Genomic DNA, 21345 nt, shown 5'->3' with positions numbered 1-21345 from the left:
TCCGGTTACGGGAGATCGCTCCCGTGGTGGAGGTGGAATTCCCCGGGGGTGTGCCTGCCTACCTGGCACTGACCCACAAGGCCGTACGCGAGATCCTCGCCGGGGACAACAAGACCTTCCTCAGGGATCCCCGGCACTGGCCCGCTCTGCACGACGGATCAATCCCCGAGGACTGGCCGCTTCGCGCCATCGTTCAGGGCGGTCACCTGTCGACCATGGACCGTGGCGACCACAGGCGGCTGCGCGGCCTGGTCAGCAGGGCGTTCACCCCGGCCCGGGTGCAGGCATTGGAGCCGCGGATCCAGCAGATCATCGATGGCCTCCTGGATGACGTGGTGGCCGCCGGTGACGGCGTCGACCTGGTTCCCACCTTCACAGAGGCGCTGCCGATGTGGGTGATCTGCGAGTTGTTCGGTGTGCCCGCCGAGGACCGGCTCCGGCTGCGAAACTGGACCGGCGCGCTGCTGGCGCACACCACTCCGCCGGATGTGGCGTTCACGACGCAGAACAACCTGCAGGCCTTCCTGCACGAACTGGTGGAGCGCAAGCAGCGCGAACCGGGCGACGACCTCACCTCCGGCCTGGTTCAGGCCCGTGACGAAGGTGACAGGCTCACCACCGACGAACTGGTCGGCGTGCTGTGGCTCATGCTCGTCGCCGGCCACGAGACCACCGTCCATCTGCTCGGGCACGCTGTCGTGGCACTGGCCCAGAACCCTGACCAGCTCGGGATGGCGAAGGCCGAGGACCGGTGGGCCGACGTGGTGGAGGAGACCTTGCGCTACCGCCACTCGGTGATGATGACCAGCTTCCGCTTCACGGCGGAGGACGTGACCATCGCTGGGGTGCACATCCCCAAGGGCAGTGCGGTGGGTGTGGTCTACCAGGCGAGCGGCGTCGATCCGGCGGAGTACGGCACCAGCGCGGACCAGTTCGACATCACCCGCGAGCAGGCCGGACGCCTCGGCTTCGGCCACGGCCCGCGGTATTGCATCGGGGCGCCGCTGGCCCGGCTGGAGAGTCGGCTGGCGCTCGCCTCGCTGTACCGGCGGCTGCCGGAGCTCAGCCTCGCGATCGACCCCGACGACATCCCGTACTCCCCGTCGTTCTTCACGGTCGGCCCGATGTCCTTGCCGGTCAACCTCGGTATCGCCAAGCCCTGACGTGGCATCGGATGGCCCTGCAGCCCACGGTTGCCGGGCCAGACCGGTTCCCGCGCGTCCCGCTCACCGGGTCAGCTCTTGACCGGCATGGAGCGGGTGGGCCGACCGGCCTCACGCTCGGCCAAGTGAAGCCAAGATCCACCTCTGCGATGCCGGCTCATCGTCGTTCAGCGGCTTTCTGCAGAAGCGGGAGCAGGCCGCCCACGCGTCGACTCGACCTTCAAGCACATCCGGGGCCGCTGGAGCGACAGCTACTGGAGCCGGGCCCCGATGACGACCTTGCCCGCGGCGTGGCCCTCTTCCTGGTACGCGATGGCCGCCGGGATCTCCTCGAACGGGTAGCTGCGGTCGATGACCGGCATGACCCTGCCGTCCTCGATGAGTTCGGTCAGCGTCATCAGATTGCGCTTGTTCGCGGTGCAGCGGACCACGTCCGTCAGGACCGTGCGCTGCGACGCGAACAGCGATGCCGCGAGCGTCGCGACCATGCGGCCGGCGGGTTGCAGCCACCGGCCGCCCGGTCCGCCGACGAGGACGTGGGTTCCCTTGCGGGTCAGCGCCCGGCGGCAGGCGCGTCCGGAGCGGCTGCCCGCGATGTCCACCAGGAGGTCGTGGCGTCGGCCGGTCCGGGTGAAGTCCTCCTTGGTGTAGTCGACGACCTCGTCCGCGCCGAGCGACCGGACCAGGTCCACGTTACGGGGGCCGCAGACGCCGGTGACCTCCGCGCCGAACGCCTTGGCGAGCTGCACGGCGAATGTGCCCACGCCTCCCGAGGCTCCGTTGACCAGCACCCTCTGCCCCGGCTGGACCCCTCCCTGGTCGCGCAGCGCCAGCAGGGCGGTGCCGGCCGCCAACGGCACCGCCGCCGCCTGCTCGAAGGTCAGGTTCTTCGGCTTGGGCGCGAGCTCCGCCGCCGCCACGAGGGCGTACTCGGCGAAGCCGCCCTGCTTGGGCATGGCGAACACCTCGTCGCCGGGGCGGAAGTCCGTCACGTTCCGGCCGACCGCCTCGACGTGACCCGCGACGTCGGCACCCAGAACGGCGAACTTGGGCTTTCGGAGCCCGGGCCCGCCGCCCATCAGGCGCGCGATGTACGGCTGCCCTCTCATGAAGTGCCAGTCGTACGGTTGGACGGAAGTGGCCCGCACCCGGACGAGCACCTCGTCGTCGCCGGGCAGGGGTTTGTCGATCTCGGCCAACCGGAGAGAACCGTACGAGCGTAGAACGAACGCCTTCATCACCGTCTCCTCATTCACTGCGGAGCATCAGCGTAGAAAGGCCGTCCGCACGGCTCATCAGCCGAAAGTACGCCGGTTCGGCGGCCGATCGGCCGGCTGGACACGGTCGGTCTCGTACGCCCACATGGCGAGCTCGACGCGGTTGCGGGCGCCGAGCTTGGCCATCAGGCTCGCGATGTGCGACTTGACGGTGCTGAGCGAGATGCGCAGCTCGTCGGCGATCTCGCTGTTGGTGCGGCCCCGCGCCAGGGTGGCGAGCACCTGTTCTTCTCGGTACGTGAGCGCCTCGACCGGGTGGACCGAGGGCATGGCGCGTCCGGTGCGGGCGAAGGCGCCGAGCAGCCGCGCGGTGATGCTCGGCGCGATGAGCGCGTCGCCACTGGCCGCGGCGTGGACGGCCTGGGAGAGCAGGGCGGCGCCGGAGTTCTTCAGCAGGAAACCCCGGGCGCCTGCCCGCAGGGCGGCGTACACATACTCATCGAGGTCGAACGTGGTGATGACGACGACGGCGAGAGGATCGGCGACGGCCGGCCCGGCGAGGGACCGGGTGGCCTCGATACCGTCGAGGCCGGGCATGCGGATGTCGAACAGGCACACGTCGGGGCGCAGGCGGCGGGCGAGCTCGACGGCCCGCCGCCCGTCGGCGGCCTCGCCGACGACCTCGATGTCCGGCTGGGCGCCGAGGATCATCGAGAGCCCCGTGCGGACGATCTCCTGGTCGTCGGCGACGACCACCCGGATGGTCATGTCGCCGTCCCGGCCCGGGGCAGCACGGCGGTCACCGTCCAGCCCCGATCGGGATCGGGGCCGGCCACGCAGGTGCCGCCGAGCAGGACCGCGCGTTCGATCATGCCGATGAGTCCGTACCCGGACGACCCGCTCTGGCGGCCCGCGTGGTCGCCGTCGTCGCTCACGCGCAGGCGCACCGACGTGTCGTCGGCGGACACGCGGACCTCGATGCGGGTGGCGTGCCGCGCGTGCCGCCGGGCGTTGGTGACCGACTCCTGGGCGACCCGGTAGATCGCCGCGGCGACCGACGGAGGGAGATCGTCGAGGTCGCCCGAGAGCTCCACGTCGACGGTCAGGCCGGACGGGTCACGGCCGGCGAGTCGCGGGAGGTCGCCGATGCCCCGGCCGGGCGCCAGGTCCACCGGCTCGTTCCGGCGCAGGACGCGGACCATGGCGTTCATCTCGGTGAGGGCGCGCGCCGCCTCGGCCTCGATCACGCGCAGCGCCTCGATCGCGGAGTCCGGCCGCGACGCCGCGGTGGCCAGGCCCGCCTGCGCGCGGATCGCCATGGCCGAGACGTGATGCGCGACGGTATCGTGCAGGTCGCGGGCGAGTTGCTCGCGCTCGAGCAGTTTGACCTGGTCGAGCTCGCGCTGCCGTGCCCTGGCCCGGTAGCGGAACGCGGTGCCCAGGGCGATGGCAGCCACCATGACGGCGCCCGCCCCGACCGCGTCGGCGGGGCCGATCCGGCCGACGGCGATCGACAGGCCGAGCGAGACGAGCATCAGGGCCAGCCCGGTCACGGCCGCGCGCCCGGACCCCCACCGGAACAGCGCGTACACCAGCAGCAGCAGGTACGCCAGTGTGTACGTCTCTCCGGCGTCGCCGCCGGTCAGCAGCGCGACCACGCTCGTGACGCCGAAGGCGATCGCGAGCATCGGCAGCGGCCGGGTCCGGCGCCACAGCAGGGTGGGCACCAGCGCGACGGTGACGGCCACCGCGAGGACCCACCAGGGCAGGTCGGGCCGCAGGAATCCTTCCAGCACCGCGACCGGCACGAGCACGCCCGCGAGCGCCCAGTCGCGCCCCACCCGCGCCGGCGGGTCGGGGGGAGGCGGCTCGTTCCACACGGAGCGCATGAGGCCGTGCACGCCCTCATGGTACGGGGGCGTCTGCCGTTCAGCCGGTGGTCAGGTCCCCGAACTACGGCTTCATCGCGGGGCTGCGCCGCACTGAGGTGTGACCTGCTCCATGCCCGTGGGGGCACAGCACACCGGACAAGTCCGGTGCCTCACACAGGTTCGTCCCTGCTCAGTGCGCCAGCAGGTCGTCCAGTTCGGCTGCGAAGAGCAAGGCAGGGTCGAAGCCCATTCCGGTGAAGTGGCCGGCGAGTTCCAGGGACAGGACACCGTGCAGCCGGGTCCAGAAGCTCAGGGCCTGGTGCAGGACCGCGGGCGGGGCGGGGTGGCTGCCCGCCCACTCCCGGTGGTGCTCCAGATGGCTGTCGAACGGCGTGGCGGGGCGTTCCCGGGCTGACGCCGAGCCGGCGTCGAGCAGCATCGCCATGATCTCGGATGAGATGAGCGTGATGTCCTCGGGCGCTTGGTAGCCGGGGACGGGGGTGCCGTAGATGAGGAGGTACCGCTGGGGCAGCACGGTCAACTCCTCCTGTTTTCCTTGCCCGACACCCGCTTGAAGGCGTTGATGAGCTCCTCGGTGACCTTGCGCTCGGCCCGGGCGCCCACCCGGTGGACCGTGGCGATCAGTAGGTCGACCAAGGCGTCGGTGACCTCGCGTTCCCGCTCGACCAGCAACGCCGCCAGCAGGGTGATGGTGGCTTCCGGGGCGTTGTGCGCCCGCGTACGCAGGTGCGACGGCGATTCCACCGGGGCCCGGAACCGCCACCCGGCCAGCACCTTCGGCGCCACGTCGGCGAATAAGTCGGCGGGCAGGCCGATGGCCCGGATGGCGGTGAGCTTGCGGATCTCGGTGAGCATGGAGTCGAGGCTGACGTTGCCCGGCATCGCCTTGATCAGGGACAGCACCGATCCCTGATCTTCGTCCAGGTCGTTGTCGGTGTCCTCCTCCTCGGCCTCTGGAGCCTGGTCGGCGGCCACCAAGGCGAGGATGCGGGCGCTCGTCTCAGCGCCCAGTCGCGTCGCGATTCGCGCGAACCGGCGGCTCCCTGGCCAGGTCAGGACCCGTTCAGCAAGCCCCACTGCTCGCTGTTGTAGGTAGGGAACGACAGGCTGTTGTCGCGGATGTTGCCGAGCTTCGCGTCGTACGCGAGGAACGACCTGTTCTGGTAGAGGGGCAAGATCGAGTAGTCCGATGAGACGAGCTTGTCGGCCTCCTGCAGCTTCTTCGTCGCCTCCTCGGAACTGGTCGCGGACAGGGCTGAGTCGAGGAGCTTGTCGACCTTGAGGTTGCGGTAGTTACCCAGGTTGAAGCGGCAGAAGTTCACCCCTTCCTCGCAGCTCAGGAAGTATGGGATGTTGCTGGTCGCGGTGAACGGCGACTGCGACACCGTGCCGACCGTCATCGCCCAGTTCCCCTCCTGTACGGCGTCGACGGTGTTGGACACCGTGGCCACCTGCACCTCGATTCCCAGCGGGGCGACAGCCGCCTTCACCAACTGGGCTTCAGAGGCGCGCAGCTGGTCGCCGGCCTGGACGGCGAAGCGCAGCGCGGGTACGGGCTTGCCGTCCGGTGCCACCAGTTTCGAACCGACCCCGGTGTATCCGTCATCGCCCAGCGTCTTCTTCGCCTTCTCGGGGTCGCCTATGCCGTACTCGAATTCGCTCACCACGTCGGCGTAACCGGGCGCGCCGCTCAGGAACATCTGGCTCAGCCGGGGCTCGGCCGTACTGTCGAACTGGCCGATCGTCTTGGCGATCAGATCCTTCACGTTCACTGCCTGGAAGATCGCCTTACGCAGGGCGACGTCCTTCAGGGCCGGGGCGTTGTGGTTCAGCCAGATCTGGTGCACCGACGCGCTCGGTGACACCTGGTAGCGGACCGCGGGCAGATCGTCGACCTGCTGGACGATGTCGACCTGCGGGTTCGGGTAGATCACGTCGACCTCCTCGTTGGCGAGCGAGGTCGGTTGCTGGGAGACGTCCGTGATGAGGCGGAAGATGAGTTTGTCCAGGTTCGGGGGCTTGCCGTACCACTTCTCGTTGCGGACCATCACCACCGAGCCGTCCGCCGTGAACTCCTCGATCCTGAACGGCCCCGCCGAGAACTTCGGCACCGACTTGGCGAGGCCCTCGTTGAAGCTCTTCTCCAGGCCCGCGGGGGTTTCGGTCGGGCCGTAGGTCTTCGCGACGTGGGCGGGCAGGATCGGCGAGAACAGCGCCTTCCAGTCCACGTACGGCCGGTCGAACACGACGGTGACGGTACGGCCCTGCTCGGAGCCCTTGACGGACTTGATCCGGTCGTAGCCGGCGTTGTTGGCCGCCTGGCATTTCGGGCACGTGCGGGGGTCGAGGGCTCGCCAGGTGTAGGCGAAGTCGTCGGCCGAGATCGGAGTGCCGTCGGACCAGACGGCCTTCGGGTCGATCGTGTACGTGATCGTCTGTGGTGAGTCGGCGGTCTTCTCCGCGCTGGTCACGAGTGTCGCGTTCTGGGTGACCGAGCCGTCGGGCTGGAGGGAGAACGCGCTCGGCAGCAGCACGCTGGAGATGTCGATCACCGAGTACGTGGCGCCGCCGGTGTTCAGCACGTTCCAGTTCGAGATCGGATACGTGATCGTGTAGGTCACGGTGCCGCCGGTGCCGACGGGCGCGGTGTTCACCGTGTTCAGCTCGCCGGTGACGCGGCCGTCGCCGGACGTCGCCGTCTTCGTGCCGCCTCCGTCCGCGCAGGCGGCGAGCAGGAGCGCCAGGGCGCCGGCGGTCAAGGCCATCGAGTGTGTGCGACGCAAAGCCATGTTCCGCTCCAAAGGGGTTGAGTTGGATCAGTGGCGCTCGCCGCGCAACTGGGCGACGGCTTCGGCGGCCGCCCAGCCAATCAGCGCGTCGAGGTGCGGGGCGTTGGGGGTGGGGTCGGCGGCGCGGGTGAAGACGCCCACGGCGTACCTGCCGCCGTCGCGGAACTCGAGCACGCCGGCCTCGTTGCGGATCAGCGGCAGGGTGCCCGTCTTGCCGCTGATCACGACGTCATCTCCTGGGAATCCGCTGCTCAGGCGGTGTGGCCAGATCTGGGCGCCCATCCAGCCGCGTACCAGGGCGCAGGCCTGCGGCGCTGCCGCCTCCTCGCGCCAGATGCCGGCCAGCAGGCGGGTGATCTCCTCGGGCGTGGTGCGGCAGGTCTGAGCCGGATCGAGCGCGCGCAACGTTCGCAGTCGCTCAAGCGGCACCGCGACAAGCTCGCGTTCGTCGTCGCCGTAGGCCTCGCCGAGGTCCTCCGCGACAGTGCCCAGAATCTCGGCGCAGTTCTGCGGTACGGCGGTGCCCTCGAGACCCAGCTCAGCCAGAAGAGCGGCCACCCGGTCCTTGCCCACCCGATCGAGGACCAGGTCGGTGGCCACGTTGTCGCTGATCACCATCATCAGCTGGGCCAGGTCGCGGTAGGAGACGACGACGTGGTCACGGTGTGCGGCCAGGCCGTAGGGCGACGGCACCTTGCCCTCGGCCGGGACGGTGACGCGCTGGGTGAGGTCGATCTCGCCGGCCGCCGACTGGCGGGCCAGTTCGAGGGCGACCGGCACCTTGAAGACCGAGGCGGTGACCAGCGGGGTGTTCTCGCCGATGCCGACCGACTCGCCGGTGTCGAGGTCGCGCGCGTGCAGCCAGATCTCGGCGCCGAGCCTGCTCGCCTGCTCTTGAATCGCCTCGGGCGTGGCCGCCCTGACCGTGCCCGGTCTCCGCGCGCCACTCCTCCGCGATCGCAGGTGATCGGCCGACCACACGAGCTCGTCCGAGGAGCGCAGGTGGTCGACGGCGAGTCTGCCGAGGGTGCCGACGCAGGCGTCGGCGGCGGGCTGGCGGTAGCGGTGGTCTTCGGTTCTGAGGAACACCGCTACCGCATACCTCCCGCCGTCGACCTCCACCACCCCCGCCTCGTTACGCCAGAACGGCAGAGTCCCGGTCTTGGCGCTCACCCGCGCCCCAGGCTCGGTGAACCCGGCCCGCAGCCGATGCGGCCAAGCCTGCAGCCCGAGGATGCGCCGCATCTCGGCACACTCGCCCGGCCCAGCCGCCTCGTCCCTCCAGATGGCAGCGAGCAACCGGGTCACCTCGCGTGGCGTACCGGAGTGCTGGGTGCGCTCAGGATCGACCGCCCGCGCGGCACGCATCGCCTCAGGACCCGCGCCTTCGGGAACGTCCTCGTACATCGTCTGGTAGAGGTCGTCGCAGGTGCCGTCGACCCTGGTCCTGGTCAGGCCAAGCTCGCGCAGTGTCGCGTTGATCGCGTCGACGCCCAGCAGGCCGACCAGGATGTCGGTGGCCGCGTTGTCGCTGACGCTCATCATCCAGTAGGCCAGGTCACGCAGCGAGAGCTCGATCGGATCGGCCATCACGGACAACCCGGTAGGCCCGGCCGACCGCCCCGAGGCGGGAACATCAAGCCGTTCGGCCGGGGACAGCCGCCCGTCCCCGAACCGCCGGAACAAGTCCACCAGCACCGGAACCTTGAACACGCTGGCCAGCGCGACCAGCCCGTACTCGCCGTACCCGACCTCGGAGCCGGTGTCGAGATCGACGGCATGCACCCAGGCTCGCGCGCCGAGAGGACCGAGGACCTGCTCCACCTGCTCCTTCACAAGAACCTCCCCCGCCGCAGCGCGCGCCCGGCCAACCGCCCGGTGGGAACACCGTCGGCGAACGCCGTCTGGCCGTTGACCACCACGTGCCGCATCCCACGCGCGTACTGGTGCGGGGACTCGTAGGTGGCCAGGTCACCGACGGTCTCGGGATCGAAGACCACGATGTCGGCATAGGCGCCGACGGCGAGCCGGCCACGGTCACGCAGACGCAGGTTGTCGGCGGGCAGGCTGGTCATCCTGCGTACGGCCTCGCCGAGCGTGAGCAGCGACTGCTCGCGGACGTACCTGCCGAGGATGCGGGCGAACGTGCCGTAGGCCCGCGGATGCGTGGGCGTATCGGTGTAGGGCGGTTCGGCGGCGAAGGTCTCGGCGTCGGACCCGACGGACACCCACGGGTTGCGCAAGGCGGTGCGCAGCACGTCCTCGTCCATCATGAAGTACATGGCGTCCAGCCCAGGCTCCTGCTCGACCAGTTGCAGCAGCATCTCGACGGGATCGGCGCCCCGGTCCTGGGCCGCCTGCCGAAGGCTCAGGCCGCGGTAACGGGCGGCGGGGCCCTTCGGGTCGGGAAGGAGCATCACACCGTCGGCGCCGCCCGAGGCCAGGTAGATGTTCTCCCAGCGCTCCGACGGCGTCCGCACCCCTTCGCGGATGAGGGCCCGCTCGGCCGGGTCGGCCAGCCTGGCCGTGAGCGCCGCGTGGCCGCCCTCGTGGAAGTGCGGCGGGATCGAGGCGGCCAGGCTGGTCTGCCCGGCTAGGTAGGGGTAGATGTCCGCGGTCACCATCTGCCCGGTGGCGCGGGCGGCCTCGACGCGTTCGACGGCGCGGGCCATCTTCGGCCAGTTGTCCCGTCCTGCGGCCTTGAGGTGGTAGATCTCGGCCCGAGCCCCGGACCGGCGGCCGATCTCGATCAGCTCGTCGACCGCGTCGAGGAAGTGGTCGCCTTCGCTGCGCATGTGCGAGATGTACATGCCGTCGTGGCGGGCGACGACCTCGCACAGCGCGACCAGCTCATCGGTCGGGGCGAAGCAGCCGGGCGGGTAGATGAGCGCCGATCCCAGGCCCAGGGCGCCGTCGGCCATCTCCTCGTCGAGGATGCCGCATACGTGGGAGAGCTCGGCCGCGGTCATCGGCCGGTCGTCCGAGCCCGCGCCGATCATGCGCAGGTTGTGCGCGCCGACGAAGCTGACGACGTTCTGGACCACCCCCTTGCTCTCGAGGTGGGAGAGGAACTCCGACAGCCGCTCCCACTCCATCGGCGGCCCGACGAGGCCGAAGCTCGCTTCTAGCTCCGCCCTGATCGCGGGGGTGAGCGGCCCGATCGACACTCCTTCGCCGAAGACCTGAGTGGTGACGCCCTGGTAGAGGTCGGACAGGCCACGGCCGTCCTTCTCCAGGGCGAAGTACGCGTGGCTGAGCACGTTCACGAATCCGGGGGCGACCACCAGCCCGGTGGCGTCCAGTACAGGCGCGTCGTGGCCGCCTGCCGAGGGGCCTACGGCGACGATCCGATCGCCTTCGACCAGGACGTCCGCGACCCGGCCAGGGCCGCCGCCGCCGTCATGAACCGTGCCACCGCGAATCACCAGAGAAGCCGACATGCGGGCATCTTGCGACGTCACGCTCACCGAATGTTCATCGAATCCTATGAAGTGGCGCAGATCTTACGTCGCATCCGACGAAGTGCGAGCGAGGCGGAGCGACTGCACTGGGTAACCAAAGCCCCTGCCACAGAGAGCCGGTGACCCCTATCGTGCTCACCTATACCTTCCGCCGTCTCCTGATCTCCATCCCGGTGATCGTCGCGTCGACGTTCGTCGTGTTCCTGCTCGTGACGATGTCCGGCGATCCGCTGGCCAACCTCAAGGGCCGCAACCCGCCGCCGTCCCCGCAGGTCATCGCGGTCGAGGAACACCGGCTGCACCTGGACCAGCCGGTGCTGCAGCGCTACTGGACCTGGATGACCGGCGTGGTGCGCGGGGACTTCGGCCCTTCGGTGCGGACCAACCTGGACATCGGCCACGAGATCGCTGCCCGATTCGGCGTCACGCTGCGGCTCATCGCGGTGGCCGTCGTCCTCGCGCTGCTGCTGGCCGTGGTCGTCGGCGTGCTCAGCGCGGTAAAGCAGTACTCGAGCATCGACTACGGGTTCACCTTCGCGGCGTTCCTGTTCCTGTCGATGCCGTCGTTCTGGTTCGCGGTCCTGCTCAAGCAGGGCGGGATCTCGCTCAACCAGCTCGTCGGCGACCAGGTGGTGTACACCATCGGGGAGAAATCGGTGGTCGTGGACGGCGGCGTCTGGGCCCAGCTGGCCGACGCGGCGGGCCACATGGTGCTGCCGACGATCTCGCTGGCGCTGATCTCGTTCGGCGCGTGGAGCCGGTTCCAGCGGGCCTCGATGCTCGACGTGCTCAACAGCGACTACGTCCTGTTTGCGCGGGCCAAGGGGCTGACGCGTCGACGCGTGGTCGTACGGCACGCACTGCGCACCGCGCTCATCCCCATGACCACGGTGACCGCGCTCGACTTCGCCTCCCTGATCTCCGGCGCGGTGATCACCGAGACGGTTTTCCAATGGCGCGGGCTCGGCGACTTCCTCGTCTCCTCGATCAACCAGCGCGACGCCTACGCGGTGCTCGCGTGGCTGCTCGTCGTGGCCGTGGCGGTCATCGTGTTCAACCTCATCGCCGACCTCCTGTACGCCCTCCTCGACCCCAGGATCCGCTATGAGTGACGACAGAGTGCGCCAGCGCACTCAGCGCGAGCTGGTGCTGCGCCGATTCCTGCGGCACCGGGCGGCCGTGGCCAGCCTGGTGCTGTTCGCCGCCGTCGTCCTGCTGGCCTTCGCCGGCGGCGCCCTGTGGCGCTACGACTACGCCGACATCACCTCGGCGGTGTCCGTCCCGCCCTCCCTGGAGCACCCGTTCGGCACCGACAACCTCGGCCACGACACCTTCGCCCAGGTGCTGCGCGGCACCCAGCGCTCGATCGAGATCGCCCTGCTCATCGCGCTCCTAGCGGGGTTGGTCGGCACCCTGTGGGGCGCCTTCTCCGGCTACTACCGGGGCGTCACCGACAGCGTGATGATGCGCATCGCCGACCTGGTCCTTACGCTGCCGCTGCTGGCGGTCGCCGCGGTGCTGACCCGCGGCACGTCGGGCTCGTGGTGGTTCGTCGCCCTCGTCATCGCCTCCCTGCAATGGGCCTACGTCTCCCGCGTGGTGCGCGGCGTCATCCTGTCGCTGCGCGAGAAGGAGTACGTCGAGGCCAGCCGCGCGCTCGGCGCCACTGACCGGTGGATCATCTTCCGCCACCTGATCCCCAACGCGCTCGGGCCGATCATCGTCAACGTCACGATCCTCGTGGCCGCCGCCATCCTGGTGGAGACGGCGCTGTCGTTCCTCGGGCTGGGCGTCCAGCCGCCCGACACCTCGCTCGGCCTGCTGGTCAGCGAGGCCGACACGGCGGTCAGCACCCGGCCGTGGCTGTTCTACTTCCCCGGCGCGTTCATCGTGATGATCGCCCTGACCATCAACTTCATCGGGGACGGGCTGCGCGACGCCTTCGACCCGACGCAGCGGAAGGTGCGCACATGAGCGAGCACGAGATCGTGCTGGAGGTCGAGGACCTCACCGTGTCGTTCCCCACCGAGGACGGCCTGGTCAGGGCGGTGCGCGGGGTCAGCTACGCGCTGCGGCGGGGCGAGGTGCTCGGCATCGTCGGCGAGTCCGGCTCGGGCAAGTCGGTCACCTCGATGGCGGTGATGGGCCTGCTGCCGGGATCGGCGAAGGTCGGCGGCTCGGTCCGCTTCCGCGGACAGGAGCTGGTCGGGGCGCCGGACAAGGAGCTGCGGGCCATCCGCGGCGGCCGGATCGCGATGATCTTCCAGGACCCGATGACCTCGCTCAACCCCGTCCATCCGGTGGGCGACCAGATCGCCGAGGCGGTCAGGGCGCACAACGCCGTCAGCGCCGCGGCGGCCCGCGAGCGCGCGGTCGAGCTGCTGGCGATGATGCAGATCCCCCGGCCGAAGGAACGCGCCCGCGACTACCCACACGAGTTCTCCGGCGGTATGCGCCAGCGCGTGGTCATCGCGACCGCGATGGCCAACGACCCCGACGTCATCATCGCCGACGAGCCCACCACCGCGCTCGACGTCACCGTCCAGGCGCAGGTGCTGCGGGCGCTGGAGACCGCGCGGGCGGCGACCGGCGCCGCCATGGTGCTGATCACCCACGACCTCGGCGTGATCGCGGGAAGCGCCGACCGGGTCCTGGTCATGTACGCGGGCCGGCCGGTGGAGCTCGGGGAGGTGGACGCCATCTACTACGAGCCGCGCATGCCGTACACGCTGGGACTGATCGGGAGCCTGCCCCGGCTGGACGACGCCCGCAGGGGCGAGCGGCTGGTCCCGATCACCGGCTCGCCGCCGTCGCTGCTCGATCTGCCGCCCGGGTGCCCGTTCGGGCCGCGCTGCCCGATGCGGCAGGAGAGGTGTCATAGCGCCGAGCCCGAGTTGCTCGCCACCGCCCCCGGCCACCTGGCCGCCTGCCACTTCTCCGCCGACCTGGAAGGCCGCCGCCCCGAGGACGTCTTCGCCCTGACCTCGGCAGACCACGATGGAGGCGCAGCATGAGCGGGTCGCCGCTGCTGTCGGTGCAGGACCTGGTCAAGCACTATCCGGTACGCGGAAAGGGCCTGATCCCGCGCACCACGGGACAGGTGCACGCCGTCTGCGGAGTCTCCTTCGACCTGCACCGGGGCGAGACCCTCGGCCTGGTCGGCGAGTCGGGCTGCGGAAAGTCGACCACCGGCCGGGCCGTGCTCAACCTGCGGCCGCCCACCTCCGGAACGGTGCGGTTCGACGGCCAGGACCTCCGGAGCGCGAGCGCCGCGGAGATGCGGCGGCTGCGCCGGCGCATGCAGATCGTGTTCCAGGACCCGTACGCCTCCCTCGACCCTCGGATGACCGTCAGCGACGCCATCGCCGAACCGCTGCGCATCCACGAAACCTACCGCCGGGAGGGCCCGGAGCGGGTACGCGAGCTCCTGGCCACCGTCGGTCTCAACCCCGAGCACGGCAACCGGTATCCGCACGAGTTCTCCGGCGGCCAGCGCCAGCGCGTCGGCATCGCCAGGGCGCTGGCGACGCGGCCCGAGCTGATCGTGCTGGACGAGCCGGTGTCAGCGCTCGATGTGTCGATCCAGGCAGGCGTGGTGAACCTGCTCCAGGACCTGCAGGAGCAACTGGGCCTGGCCTACCTGTTCGTGGCGCACGACCTGTCGGTGGTGCGGCACATCGCGCACCGGGTCGCGGTCATGTACCTTGGCCGGGTCGTCGAGGTCGGCGACAGGGACGAGCTGTTCGAGCGGCCCGCCCACCCCTACACCCAGGCACTCATCTCGGCCATCCCGCTGCCCGACCCGCGCCGCGAACGCGTCAGGGCGCGCGAGCGGATCGTCATCGGCGGCGACGTGCCCAACCCGGTCAGCCCGCCGAGCGGCTGCCGCTTCCGCACCCGCTGCCCGAAGGTCACCCGGCTCAGCGAGGGCGAGCGGGCGATCTGCGTCGAACAGGCGCCCGAACTGATCGACCGCGGCCACGGTCATCCGGCCGCCTGCCACTACGCGGAGGTGGCCGCCGTCGTTTGACGCTCTACCGCTACGGCTCGCCATGCTCGTCGCCGACCTCAGCGCGAGAACACCACCTCGATCGGGGGTGGGGGCACCGTTCCGCCGACAGTGGTGTACCCCTCGACCAGGGTGCAGTCCACAGTGAACAGTCCCGGTTAGTGGTCACCGCCGATGGCCCGCAGCAGATGTCCCACAGCGGCCGTGCCAACCTCCTCCAGGTTGGGGTCGATCGTGGTGAGCAACCGCTCGTGGACGCTGGTGATCCGGCTGACGTTGTCGTAGCCGACGATGGCGACGTCTTCGGGCACCCGGAGCCCGGCGCGGGTGAAGGCGGCGTAGGCGCCCAGGCCGATCTCGTCGTTCCCGGCGAAGAGGCCGTCGACGCCGAATACCGTCAAGGCGACGCATCAGAGCGAGTCCAACCTCATCATCTGGGCGCTGGACAGCCACTTCTCCTGCAGCAGGTCAGGCATCCGGTAGCTGGCGGCGAGCTTCACGCGGGGTGCGTAGTAGCCCAAGGGGTCCGTGGTCCCAGTCGGCAGTGTGACCACCTCGGGAGCCGATACGACCTTGCAGTCACCGAGGCCGAAGACGTGGTAGTTCTTGGAGTTGTCGCGGGACCTGCGGTAGTCCAGGTCAGAGAAGGATGCGACCGCGATGCGCTCGACGCTGATCGAGTCCGCGAACCAGTGCCCGTCGTGGCTGATGTCCTCCAAGTGGAAGCCGGACTTCTTGTCCACGACACCGGTCATGGCCCAACCGGTTCCGTTGGTGTGAGCCTTGGTGAGCGCACGAACAGCCGACAGCGACATCCAGCTAGTGTCGCCCAGAGCCGACACCAGGCGCACACCGGCACGCCGCAGCCTCACGATCGCGATTTCAGGCCTCGGGAGCGCTCATCGATGCAGGCCCCGACGAAGTACGTCGGCAGACTGGCGCGCCCGGGTTGCCATGTGCCGTCATGCAGCTTGAGCAGGTAGGGGTCGATGGCGTCGAGGAGGATGTGGACGGCCAGGTCGCCACGTTCGTCGGCAGATGCCCGCAACACCTCGTGCTCGTCAGGAGTGAGAGTGAGGACGGCGCGACCGAGGCGGGTGTTGCAGTCGCTGACGATCTCGCGCGTTTGGATCTTGCTCAGAAGTGTGGGCCACGCGTAAGTGAACACGTGGTTAGTGATCGTCCGGGAGATGCCGCTGGGGATTCCCGCGTGTTGCAGACGGCTCACCCACTCCTCTCCGTCGCGCAGGTGGTCGGCCGCCCATGCTGCTGCGGTTCTGGTGCCGTCAGGATCGTCGTTCATCAGGTTGAGGGTTTGCTCCGGCCAGACGGGCAAGGCCGTCTCGCCGCAGCTGTACATCGCCGCCGGCATCTCGGGCGCGATCCAGCACAGGGCCGGCATGCAGACCGCGAAGACCATCGTCGCGATCAACAAGGACCCTGAGGCGCCGATCTTCGAGCTGGCCGACTTCGGCGTGGTGGGCGACCTGCACAAGGTCGTCCCGCAGCTCACCGACGAGGTCAGCAAGCGCAAGTAGGTCGATCGAGCGGCGGCCCCCTGCTTCATCGGGGGGCCGCTTCTCTAGTTCTGGACGATCGTCTCCGCCCACCCGGTCAACGCCTGCCTGAGCTCGCCGGCCTCGTCCGAGTGCAGCACCGGACCTATTTCGGGGTCACGCTCGACTGGCTCCCGGCGCGCCCAGCTGAGCGCCGTCACACGGTGAGCACGATCTTGCCGCGCGCGTGTTCGGCCTCCAGGGAGCGGATGGCGTCGGGGGTCTCGCACAGCGGATACGTCCGCTCGATCACCGGGGTGATCCGCCCCGCCACGACGAGCGCGGCGAGATGGGCCAGGTCCTCGACGTCGTGTGTGGCGAACAGGCCGCGGAGCCGCTGGCTCACGAAGGGCGAGACGAGGGTGGCGGCGACCAGCCGCGGGATGGGGCCGAGCACCGGGCCGCCGCTGCCGCTGGAGGAGACGTAGACGCCCTTCGGCGTGAGCACCCTGCGGAACGCCGAGAGCCGGTGGTTGCCCACGAGGTCGATGACGGCGTCGAACAGGACCTTCCCCCGGGTGACGTCCTCGCGGGTGTAGTCGATCACGTGGTCGGCGCCGATGGAGCGCACCAGATCCACGTTGCGGGTGCTGCAGACGCCGGTCACCTGCGCGCCGAGCTTCTTCGCCAGTTGCACGGCGAAGGTGCCGACCCCGCCGGAGGCCCCGTTGACGAGTACTTTCCCGCCGGGCGCGACCGCGCCGAGCCGTAACGCCCGAAGGGCGGTCTCGGCCGCCACGGGAAGGGTGGCCGCCTGCTCGAAGGTGACCTCCGCAGGCTTGGCGGCCAGGAGGGTCTGCTTCGCCGCGACGTACTCGGCGAAGCCCCGCTGGTTCACCTCGCCGAACACCTCGTCGCCGACCTTGAACCGCGTCACGTCGCGGCCGGCCGCGTCCACCGTCCCCGCGACGGCCCGGCCCAGGACGTTCTGCCTGGGGCGGCCGATCCCGAACGCCAGGCGCCCGAGGCGGGGGGAGCCGCGCATGGCGAACAGGTCGCCGTGGTTGATCGAGGCCGCGCTGACCCGTACGAGCACCTCGTCGTCGCCGACGGAGGGCTTGTCGGCGTCGGTGTAGCGCAGGACGTCGGCCGAGCCGTACTTCTCGTAGACGATCGCTTTCACGGCTGTTCCTCATTTCGCTGGGCGGTTCGAGATTCCGATGGGCAGTTCGGGATTTCGGTGGGCGGTTCCAGGGCAGGAGAGGCCAGCGCAGGGGACGTGGCTCAGCGGCGGCGCGCGCGGGCGAGCCCGTCGAGGACGGTGTGGACGAGCGTGCCGATGGAGAGCACGACGAGCCCCGTGGTGATCCACCGCGGAACGCTCGGCGGCCAGCCTGTCGCCTGGACGAAGGCGGGGTTCAGCAGCCTGTCGTTCGCCGCCAGCCAGATCAGCATGAGCGGGCAGGCGAGGTCGACCAGCGAGCCCGCGACGGCGAAGGGAACGCTCCAGCGGACGTGGTGCCTGGCGTAGGCGAAGGCGAGACTGGCGATCACCAGGGCGATGAAGAGGTGGACTTCGCCCGTCTCCCACAGCCGGGGTGAGAACAGGCCGATGGCGTCGCCATCCGCGTCCGTCTCGGTGCTCACCACGGGCGAGAGCAGGATGAAGGTGGTGAACAGGACCGTCACCACGGTCAGGGCGATCAGCTCGCCGTACCTGGCGCGGCGGCTGGGCGGCGGATCGGGTAGCGCGGCAGGAGTCCATGGCCGTGCGGGGGTCCCGCGCGAGGCGGCGGTGCGTTCGATGATCATGAAGACGAGCGTCGTCCAGAACGCGATGTGGAGACCGGCCGTGAGAGCCGCGCGGAGAGTGTCGCCTGCCACGCTCGGGGCTGGGGCGCCATGGAGGCCCCGCATGAGCCCGACGACGGCGGCGACCGCGGGCACGACCGTCGCGAGCAGGGCCGTCAGCACGCGCACGTAGTCGAGGTAGAGGCCTGGGCCGATGAGATGGAGCGGGCGGTCGGCGTAGCCCGCGGCCAGCCGCGCGGGGTCGCCGAGCTCGGTGAGGACCGCGAGCTCCGCCTCCGCCGGGTCGCTGCCCGCCGCCAGGTGGTCGTCGACGGCGTCGGCGATCGAGGCGCGTAACTCCCTCTCGATGTCGGGGCGCTGCCTTCCCGGCACGCGGCGCAGGGTCGCCTCGACGTAGCGGTCGGTGAGGGTGCGCGAGGTGGTCATGACTCGCCTTTCAGCGTGCGGAACGCGGTGTGGAGCGCGTCCCAGTCGCGGCTCAGGGTGTCGGCGAGCGCGACGCCCTCGGCGCTCGTCCGGTAGAACTTGCGCGGCCTGGACTCCTCGGTGTTCCAGTCGCTCGTCAGGAGCCCCTGCTTCTCGAGGCGGCGCAGGAGGGGGTACAGCGTGTTGGCGTCGACGGCGAAGCCGCGCCGGTCGAGCAGGTCGAGCAGCGCGTACCCGTAGTTGGGCTGCTTGAGGATGAGCAGGCAGGCGAGCACGACAGTTCCTCTGCGCAGTTCCTGCAGGTGCGCCGAGAGGAGCTCATCGCTTGGCATGTGTGTCACAATAGTGTGTGTCGCACAGTATGACAACATGCGCGGCGGCCCCCCGTACCAGCGGGCCGGTCAGGCCGTTCGGGGAGGCGTGACGGACTTGCGCCCGCGCGCGCGTGCCAGCAGCGTGTCGAGCGCCCACGCCCCCGGACCCAGTGCCGCGATCAGCAGGAACGACCAGGAGTAGATCGCGGCGAGCTCCCCCTCGTTCTCCAGCGGCCACAGCGCTCGGGGTTGGTGGACGACGAGGTACGCTTCCGGGAGCGCTCGGTCACCGACGCCGACAAGCTGACCGACTTGCTGGCCATAAACGTCGCCCATGCCGAACGGTTCCCGAGCGGGTGCGGGAGGGGTTGCTGGCTCGCCGGAACGCTGGAGGAACGCGGCGACGTTGCCCCTACCGTGTAAGCGCAGGTGGCCCGGTGTTGCTGATGCCGTTCCCTTCCGCTGTACCGGGGTAGGCCCTAACCACAGGTCATAAGCGACAAAGGCATCACCTCCCCCGAGTGAACAGGGGACGAGGTGCAGCTCCGAGGCGCGATTGAGCCGATGCGGGCCAAAGCAGTCGACCGACTGCCCGAGGGCCCGGCGGGGAGCTACCTGTACGAGCCGAAGTGGGACGGGTTCCGCTGCATCGCCATGGTCACCGAGGACCGCGGGGTGCACCTGCAATCCCGGCGCGGGGCCCACCTCAACGACCTGTTCCCCGAGGTGGCGTGGGCGCTGCATGAGTACCTGCCCGCAGCGACGGTCGTGGACGGGGAGATCGTGCGCTGGGCGCCGGACGGGCGACTCGATTTCACGGCGCTCCAGCGCCGTAACATGGCCGGTCGCCGGGCTGAAGACCTTTCCCGAACCGAGCCGTGCCACTACATCCTGTTCGACATCCTGCGTACCCGAGGCCGCGACGTGGCAGGACTGCCCCTGACCGAACGCCGACGGATCCTGGAAAAGCTGTTCGTGGCTGTGCCCCCGGCCTCGGTGCTGGCACTATCGATGCAGACCGCCGATCCGATCGAGGCTTGGACGTGGTTCTGGTCACTGCATGTCGCAGGCGTTGAAGGGCTGGTCATCAAACCCGCCTGGTCGCGCTACAAGCCCGCGGCACGGGGCTGGTACAAGCTCAAGCACCGCACCACAACGCTTGCCCTCGTCGGCGAAGCTGGCCAAGGCATCGGCCCGGCTCGCGGTGGCAGTGGAGGTGCTTGAGCACGCAGACGGGGTCTTCTGCCCCTCGTGCAGGTCAGGGCGGTGGCGGGGCCCTTTCTGGGTAGGGGGTGCGCATGATTTCGCTCATGGACAAGGTGCGCGCGTACCTGTGCCGTCCGCGCAAGCGGGACGTCGAGAAGGTCAAGCGGGTGGCCGGGGATCCGCACGCCAAGCAGAAGGCTCACCACTTCTTGGATAAGGTCCGCTCGCGGCGTCACCACCACTGAGTGTCGCGTTTTCTGCCCGCACCGGCGCCGGCGCGGCGCGGGGCGGCCTCCCGTGTGTCCAGGGTGAGCGACCAGTGTCAGCTGATGCCTGCTAGGTCACCCGCCGTAGCGTGGATGAGAAATCCCCGGGGTCAAGCACCTACTGTGCGTCACATCCACGGTGTGGCGGGGATCGCCGGCAAAGCGAGTTTGCCCGGAGACGAAAGAGGTTTGGCCGCACCGCCTCAGCGGTAGGGCCAAACCTTCAACCGAGCCGACGACGGCAGTTATGCGATGTAGCTGATGAGGAAGGGAAGCTGCTGGTTTCCGTCCTCCACGGTGCCAATCGTCCCGTTGGGGTGGAGCACGACGTTGCCCTCGCCATAGCTGTCACCCCTCCAGGAGAAGATCCACGCCGGACCGTCGAGGTATGTGGCAGCACTGGTGCGCCATGAGTCGGAGGGGATGTCGGCCAGTTGGTGCCCCTCCCCCCGGGAGGCGGCGAAGGCATAGGCCTCGTTGCGCGTCTTCTTGTGGCCCATCCCGTACCAGTACAGGCGGTAGGTGCCCTGGGCGGTCGCCTCGTCCTCAGCGTCGGCGAGGGAAATGGGAATCTGTACCAGCTGTTCGGTCATCGCTGCTCCACCTCTCACTTGGGGGATGTGCGCGGAGCACCATCCCCACTGTTACCCAATGCTGTATTTCCGTCACTTAGGGTAGTCAAACGGTGGAAGGGGCGGCGCTTCCTTCGGCGCGGGCACGGACGGTAACCGCTTCCGCCTGTCACCCTCCCGCCCATGGCCGCTGCGACCCTGGACCTGCTCATCGAGCAGGGCACTAACTACGAGCTGGCGCTGACTCTCACCAGCAAGCCGCCCGACCCGGGCCCGTTGGACCTGGCAGGCTGCCAGCTGCGCGCCCATGTGCGGCCGCACCACGGCGATGACGCTCCCCAGCAACGGCCGGATCGTCATCACTTCAGGAGTCGGCTGGGTGGGAGTGGCGGCAGGCCGTCTACGGTCTGGAGCTCGTGGACGCAGGCGGCCGCCAGAAGCGGCTCCTGCAAGGCGTGGTCCGCGTCGATCCCGAGGCGACCCGATGACCGGCCACAGCGTGGACGCCTCCCTCGACGGCGGCGTCGATCTGACTGTCGTCACCGGCGGCGGCATCGGCATGCTCGTCGAACCGGCCGTCACCCACGTCGAGGTCACCGTGGCCGTGTGAGAGCCCGGTCCAGATCTGAGCTGCCCGAAGCACACCCCATCCCCACCGCCACCCCGCTCCTCGAGCACCGGCCTCTCCCGCGCAGCTGCACGGGGGCCTTCGCATCACCCTG

At 69.6% G+C, this 21345-nt stretch carries 22 protein-coding genes and 2 pseudogenes; 8 read left to right on the top strand and 16 right to left on the bottom strand.

Going from position 1 to position 21345, the window contains the following annotated elements; genetic code table 11:
• Positions 1-23: 23 nt before the first annotated feature.
• On the top strand, positions 24-1163 hold the full coding sequence (locus ABFX50_RS32545) for a cytochrome P450 family protein (RefSeq protein WP_346151757.1): 1140 nt from the start codon (positions 24-26) through the stop codon (positions 1161-1163).
• Between the two features lie 251 nt (positions 1164-1414).
• On the opposite strand, the gene ABFX50_RS32540 is transcribed toward ABFX50_RS32545, so the two are convergent.
• From ABFX50_RS32540 to ABFX50_RS32505, 8 genes are all read right to left on the bottom strand, one after another.
• Complete coding sequence (locus tag ABFX50_RS32540) at positions 1415-2401, bottom strand: NAD(P)-dependent alcohol dehydrogenase (protein WP_346151755.1); 987 nt, start codon at positions 2399-2401, stop codon at positions 1415-1417.
• 57 nt (positions 2402-2458) lie between these two features.
• Complete coding sequence (locus ABFX50_RS32535; protein WP_346151753.1) at positions 2459-3148, bottom strand: response regulator; 690 nt, start codon at positions 3146-3148, stop codon at positions 2459-2461.
• Positions 3145-4281 carry a sensor histidine kinase gene (locus ABFX50_RS32530; protein ID WP_346151751.1) on the bottom strand — a complete coding sequence of 379 codons (1137 nt, stop codon included), beginning with the start codon at positions 4279-4281 and terminating at the stop codon, positions 3145-3147. The genes ABFX50_RS32535 and ABFX50_RS32530 overlap by 4 nt, the downstream gene beginning before the upstream one ends.
• A 160-nt stretch (positions 4282-4441) precedes the next feature.
• The gene (locus ABFX50_RS32525; RefSeq protein ID WP_346151749.1) at positions 4442-4786 is read right to left on the bottom strand and encodes a TetR-like C-terminal domain-containing protein; all 345 of its coding nucleotides are present in this window, start codon (positions 4784-4786) and stop codon (positions 4442-4444) included.
• 2 nt (positions 4787-4788) lie between these two features.
• A complete protein-coding gene (locus ABFX50_RS32520; RefSeq protein WP_346151747.1) occupies positions 4789-5247 on the bottom strand; it encodes a hypothetical protein in 459 nt (152 codons plus the stop codon).
• Between the two features lie 77 nt (positions 5248-5324).
• On the bottom strand, positions 5325-7061 hold the full coding sequence (locus ABFX50_RS32515; protein ID WP_346151746.1) for an ABC transporter family substrate-binding protein: 1737 nt from the start codon (positions 7059-7061) through the stop codon (positions 5325-5327).
• A 27-nt stretch (positions 7062-7088) separates the two neighbouring features.
• Positions 7089-8897 carry a serine hydrolase gene (locus ABFX50_RS32510; RefSeq protein WP_346151745.1) on the bottom strand — a complete coding sequence of 603 codons (1809 nt, stop codon included), beginning with the start codon at positions 8895-8897 and terminating at the stop codon, positions 7089-7091.
• On the bottom strand, positions 8894-10501 hold the full coding sequence (locus tag ABFX50_RS32505) for an N-acyl-D-amino-acid deacylase family protein (RefSeq protein WP_346151743.1): 1608 nt from the start codon (positions 10499-10501) through the stop codon (positions 8894-8896). Before ABFX50_RS32505 ends, ABFX50_RS32510 begins: the two co-directional genes overlap by 4 nt.
• A 152-nt stretch (positions 10502-10653) precedes the next feature.
• Here ABFX50_RS32505 and ABFX50_RS32500 point away from each other — a divergent pair, with 152 nt between their 5' ends.
• From ABFX50_RS32500 to ABFX50_RS32490, 3 genes and pseudogenes are all read left to right on the top strand, one after another.
• On the top strand, positions 10654-11634 hold the full coding sequence (locus ABFX50_RS32500) for an ABC transporter permease (protein ID WP_346151906.1): 981 nt from the start codon (positions 10654-10656) through the stop codon (positions 11632-11634).
• The gene (locus ABFX50_RS32495; RefSeq protein WP_346151742.1) at positions 11627-12496 is read left to right on the top strand and encodes an ABC transporter permease; all 870 of its coding nucleotides are present in this window, start codon (positions 11627-11629) and stop codon (positions 12494-12496) included. Before ABFX50_RS32500 ends, ABFX50_RS32495 begins: the two co-directional genes overlap by 8 nt.
• Positions 12493-14552, top strand: a pseudogene (locus ABFX50_RS32490) (ABC transporter ATP-binding protein). The gene ABFX50_RS32495 and the pseudogene ABFX50_RS32490 overlap by 4 nt, the downstream one beginning before the upstream one ends.
• A gap of 137 nt (positions 14553-14689) precedes the next feature.
• On the opposite strand, the gene ABFX50_RS32485 reads toward ABFX50_RS32490, so the two are convergent.
• From ABFX50_RS32485 to ABFX50_RS32475, 3 genes are read right to left on the bottom strand one after another with little or no spacing between them, the layout of a single operon-like run.
• Positions 14690-14932 carry a substrate-binding domain-containing protein gene (locus ABFX50_RS32485; protein ID WP_346151740.1) on the bottom strand — a complete coding sequence of 81 codons (243 nt, stop codon included), beginning with the start codon at positions 14930-14932 and terminating at the stop codon, positions 14690-14692.
• A gap of 9 nt (positions 14933-14941) precedes the next feature.
• A complete protein-coding gene (locus ABFX50_RS32480) occupies positions 14942-15403 on the bottom strand; it encodes a hypothetical protein (protein ID WP_346151738.1) in 462 nt (153 codons plus the stop codon).
• Positions 15400-15834: a hypothetical protein gene (locus tag ABFX50_RS32475; RefSeq protein WP_346151736.1), complete on the bottom strand. Its 435-nt coding sequence runs from the start codon at positions 15832-15834 to the stop codon at positions 15400-15402. Before ABFX50_RS32475 ends, ABFX50_RS32480 begins: the two co-directional genes overlap by 4 nt.
• 19 nt (positions 15835-15853) lie before the next feature.
• On the opposite strand from ABFX50_RS32475, the pseudogene ABFX50_RS32470 reads away from it, so the two are divergent.
• Positions 15854-16069 (top strand): annotated as a pseudogene (locus ABFX50_RS32470) (electron transfer flavoprotein subunit alpha/FixB family protein); the annotation flags it as partial.
• Positions 16070-16244: 175 nt separating this feature from the next.
• Here ABFX50_RS32470 and ABFX50_RS32465 read toward each other — a convergent pair.
• The 4 genes from ABFX50_RS32465 to ABFX50_RS32450 form a co-directional block, all read right to left on the bottom strand.
• Complete coding sequence (locus ABFX50_RS32465) at positions 16245-17210, bottom strand: NAD(P)-dependent alcohol dehydrogenase (protein WP_346151734.1); 966 nt, start codon at positions 17208-17210, stop codon at positions 16245-16247.
• Positions 17211-17311: 101 nt separating this feature from the next.
• Positions 17312-18265 carry a permease prefix domain 1-containing protein gene (locus ABFX50_RS32460; protein ID WP_346151732.1) on the bottom strand — a complete coding sequence of 318 codons (954 nt, stop codon included), beginning with the start codon at positions 18263-18265 and terminating at the stop codon, positions 17312-17314.
• Positions 18262-18597 (bottom strand): PadR family transcriptional regulator, encoded by a 336-nt coding sequence (locus ABFX50_RS32455; RefSeq protein WP_346151730.1) that lies wholly within the window; start codon positions 18595-18597, stop codon positions 18262-18264. Before ABFX50_RS32455 ends, ABFX50_RS32460 begins: the two co-directional genes overlap by 4 nt.
• Positions 18598-18666: 69 nt before the next feature.
• Positions 18667-18915: a DoxX family protein gene (locus tag ABFX50_RS32450; RefSeq protein WP_346151728.1), complete on the bottom strand. Its 249-nt coding sequence runs from the start codon at positions 18913-18915 to the stop codon at positions 18667-18669.
• 228 nt (positions 18916-19143) lie between these two features.
• Here ABFX50_RS32450 and ABFX50_RS32445 point away from each other — a divergent pair, with 228 nt between their 5' ends.
• Entirely contained in the window at positions 19144-19803 is a 660-nt protein-coding gene (locus ABFX50_RS32445; RefSeq protein WP_346151726.1) for an ATP-dependent DNA ligase, read from the top strand.
• 86 nt (positions 19804-19889) lie between these two features.
• Entirely contained in the window at positions 19890-20030 is a 141-nt protein-coding gene (locus ABFX50_RS32440; RefSeq protein WP_346117330.1) for a hypothetical protein, read from the top strand.
• A gap of 266 nt (positions 20031-20296) precedes the next feature.
• Here ABFX50_RS32440 and ABFX50_RS32435 read toward each other — a convergent pair whose 3' ends face one another.
• On the bottom strand, positions 20297-20644 hold the full coding sequence (locus tag ABFX50_RS32435) for a hypothetical protein (RefSeq protein ID WP_346151724.1): 348 nt from the start codon (positions 20642-20644) through the stop codon (positions 20297-20299).
• 463 nt (positions 20645-21107) lie between these two features.
• Between ABFX50_RS32435 and ABFX50_RS32430 the strand changes: the two genes are divergently transcribed.
• Positions 21108-21233 carry a hypothetical protein gene (locus ABFX50_RS32430; RefSeq protein ID WP_346151722.1) on the top strand — a complete coding sequence of 42 codons (126 nt, stop codon included), beginning with the start codon at positions 21108-21110 and terminating at the stop codon, positions 21231-21233.
• Positions 21234-21345 lie beyond the last annotated feature (112 nt).

The sequence above is a fragment of the Nonomuraea recticatena genome, from assembly GCF_039533245.1.
GTDB lineage: Bacteria > Actinomycetota > Actinomycetes > Streptosporangiales > Streptosporangiaceae > Nonomuraea > Nonomuraea roseola.
The sequence above is the reverse complement of the archived record's forward strand: the minus strand, read 5'-3'. Positions and strand labels throughout refer to the sequence as shown.

Excerpts from the sequence above, each read along its gene's own strand:
- ABFX50_RS32445 (WP_346151726.1), top strand. The coding sequence starts at position 19,144 with ATGCGGGCCAAAGCAGTCGACCGACTGCCCGAGGGCCCGGCGGGGAGC.
- ABFX50_RS32535 (WP_346151753.1), bottom strand. The coding sequence starts at position 3,148 with ATGACCATCCGGGTGGTCGTCGCCGACGACCAGGAGATCGTCCGCACG.
- ABFX50_RS32430 (WP_346151722.1), top strand. The coding sequence starts at position 21,108 with ATGACCGGCCACAGCGTGGACGCCTCCCTCGACGGCGGCGTCGATCTG.
- ABFX50_RS32435 (WP_346151724.1), bottom strand. The coding sequence starts at position 20,644 with ATGACCGAACAGCTGGTACAGATTCCCATTTCCCTCGCCGACGCTGAG.
- ABFX50_RS32460 (WP_346151732.1), bottom strand. The coding sequence starts at position 18,265 with ATGACCACCTCGCGCACCCTCACCGACCGCTACGTCGAGGCGACCCTG.
- ABFX50_RS32495 (WP_346151742.1), top strand. The coding sequence starts at position 11,627 with ATGAGTGACGACAGAGTGCGCCAGCGCACTCAGCGCGAGCTGGTGCTG.
- ABFX50_RS32540 (WP_346151755.1), bottom strand. The coding sequence starts at position 2,401 with ATGAAGGCGTTCGTTCTACGCTCGTACGGTTCTCTCCGGTTGGCCGAG.
- ABFX50_RS32475 (WP_346151736.1), bottom strand. The coding sequence starts at position 15,834 with ATGAACGACGATCCTGACGGCACCAGAACCGCAGCAGCATGGGCGGCC.
- ABFX50_RS32455 (WP_346151730.1), bottom strand. The coding sequence starts at position 18,597 with ATGCCAAGCGATGAGCTCCTCTCGGCGCACCTGCAGGAACTGCGCAGA.
- ABFX50_RS32440 (WP_346117330.1), top strand. The coding sequence starts at position 19,890 with ATGGACAAGGTGCGCGCGTACCTGTGCCGTCCGCGCAAGCGGGACGTC.
- ABFX50_RS32505 (WP_346151743.1), bottom strand. The coding sequence starts at position 10,501 with ATGTCGGCTTCTCTGGTGATTCGCGGTGGCACGGTTCATGACGGCGGC.
- ABFX50_RS32450 (WP_346151728.1), bottom strand. The coding sequence starts at position 18,915 with ATGGGCGACGTTTATGGCCAGCAAGTCGGTCAGCTTGTCGGCGTCGGT.
- ABFX50_RS32515 (WP_346151746.1), bottom strand. The coding sequence starts at position 7,061 with ATGGCTTTGCGTCGCACACACTCGATGGCCTTGACCGCCGGCGCCCTG.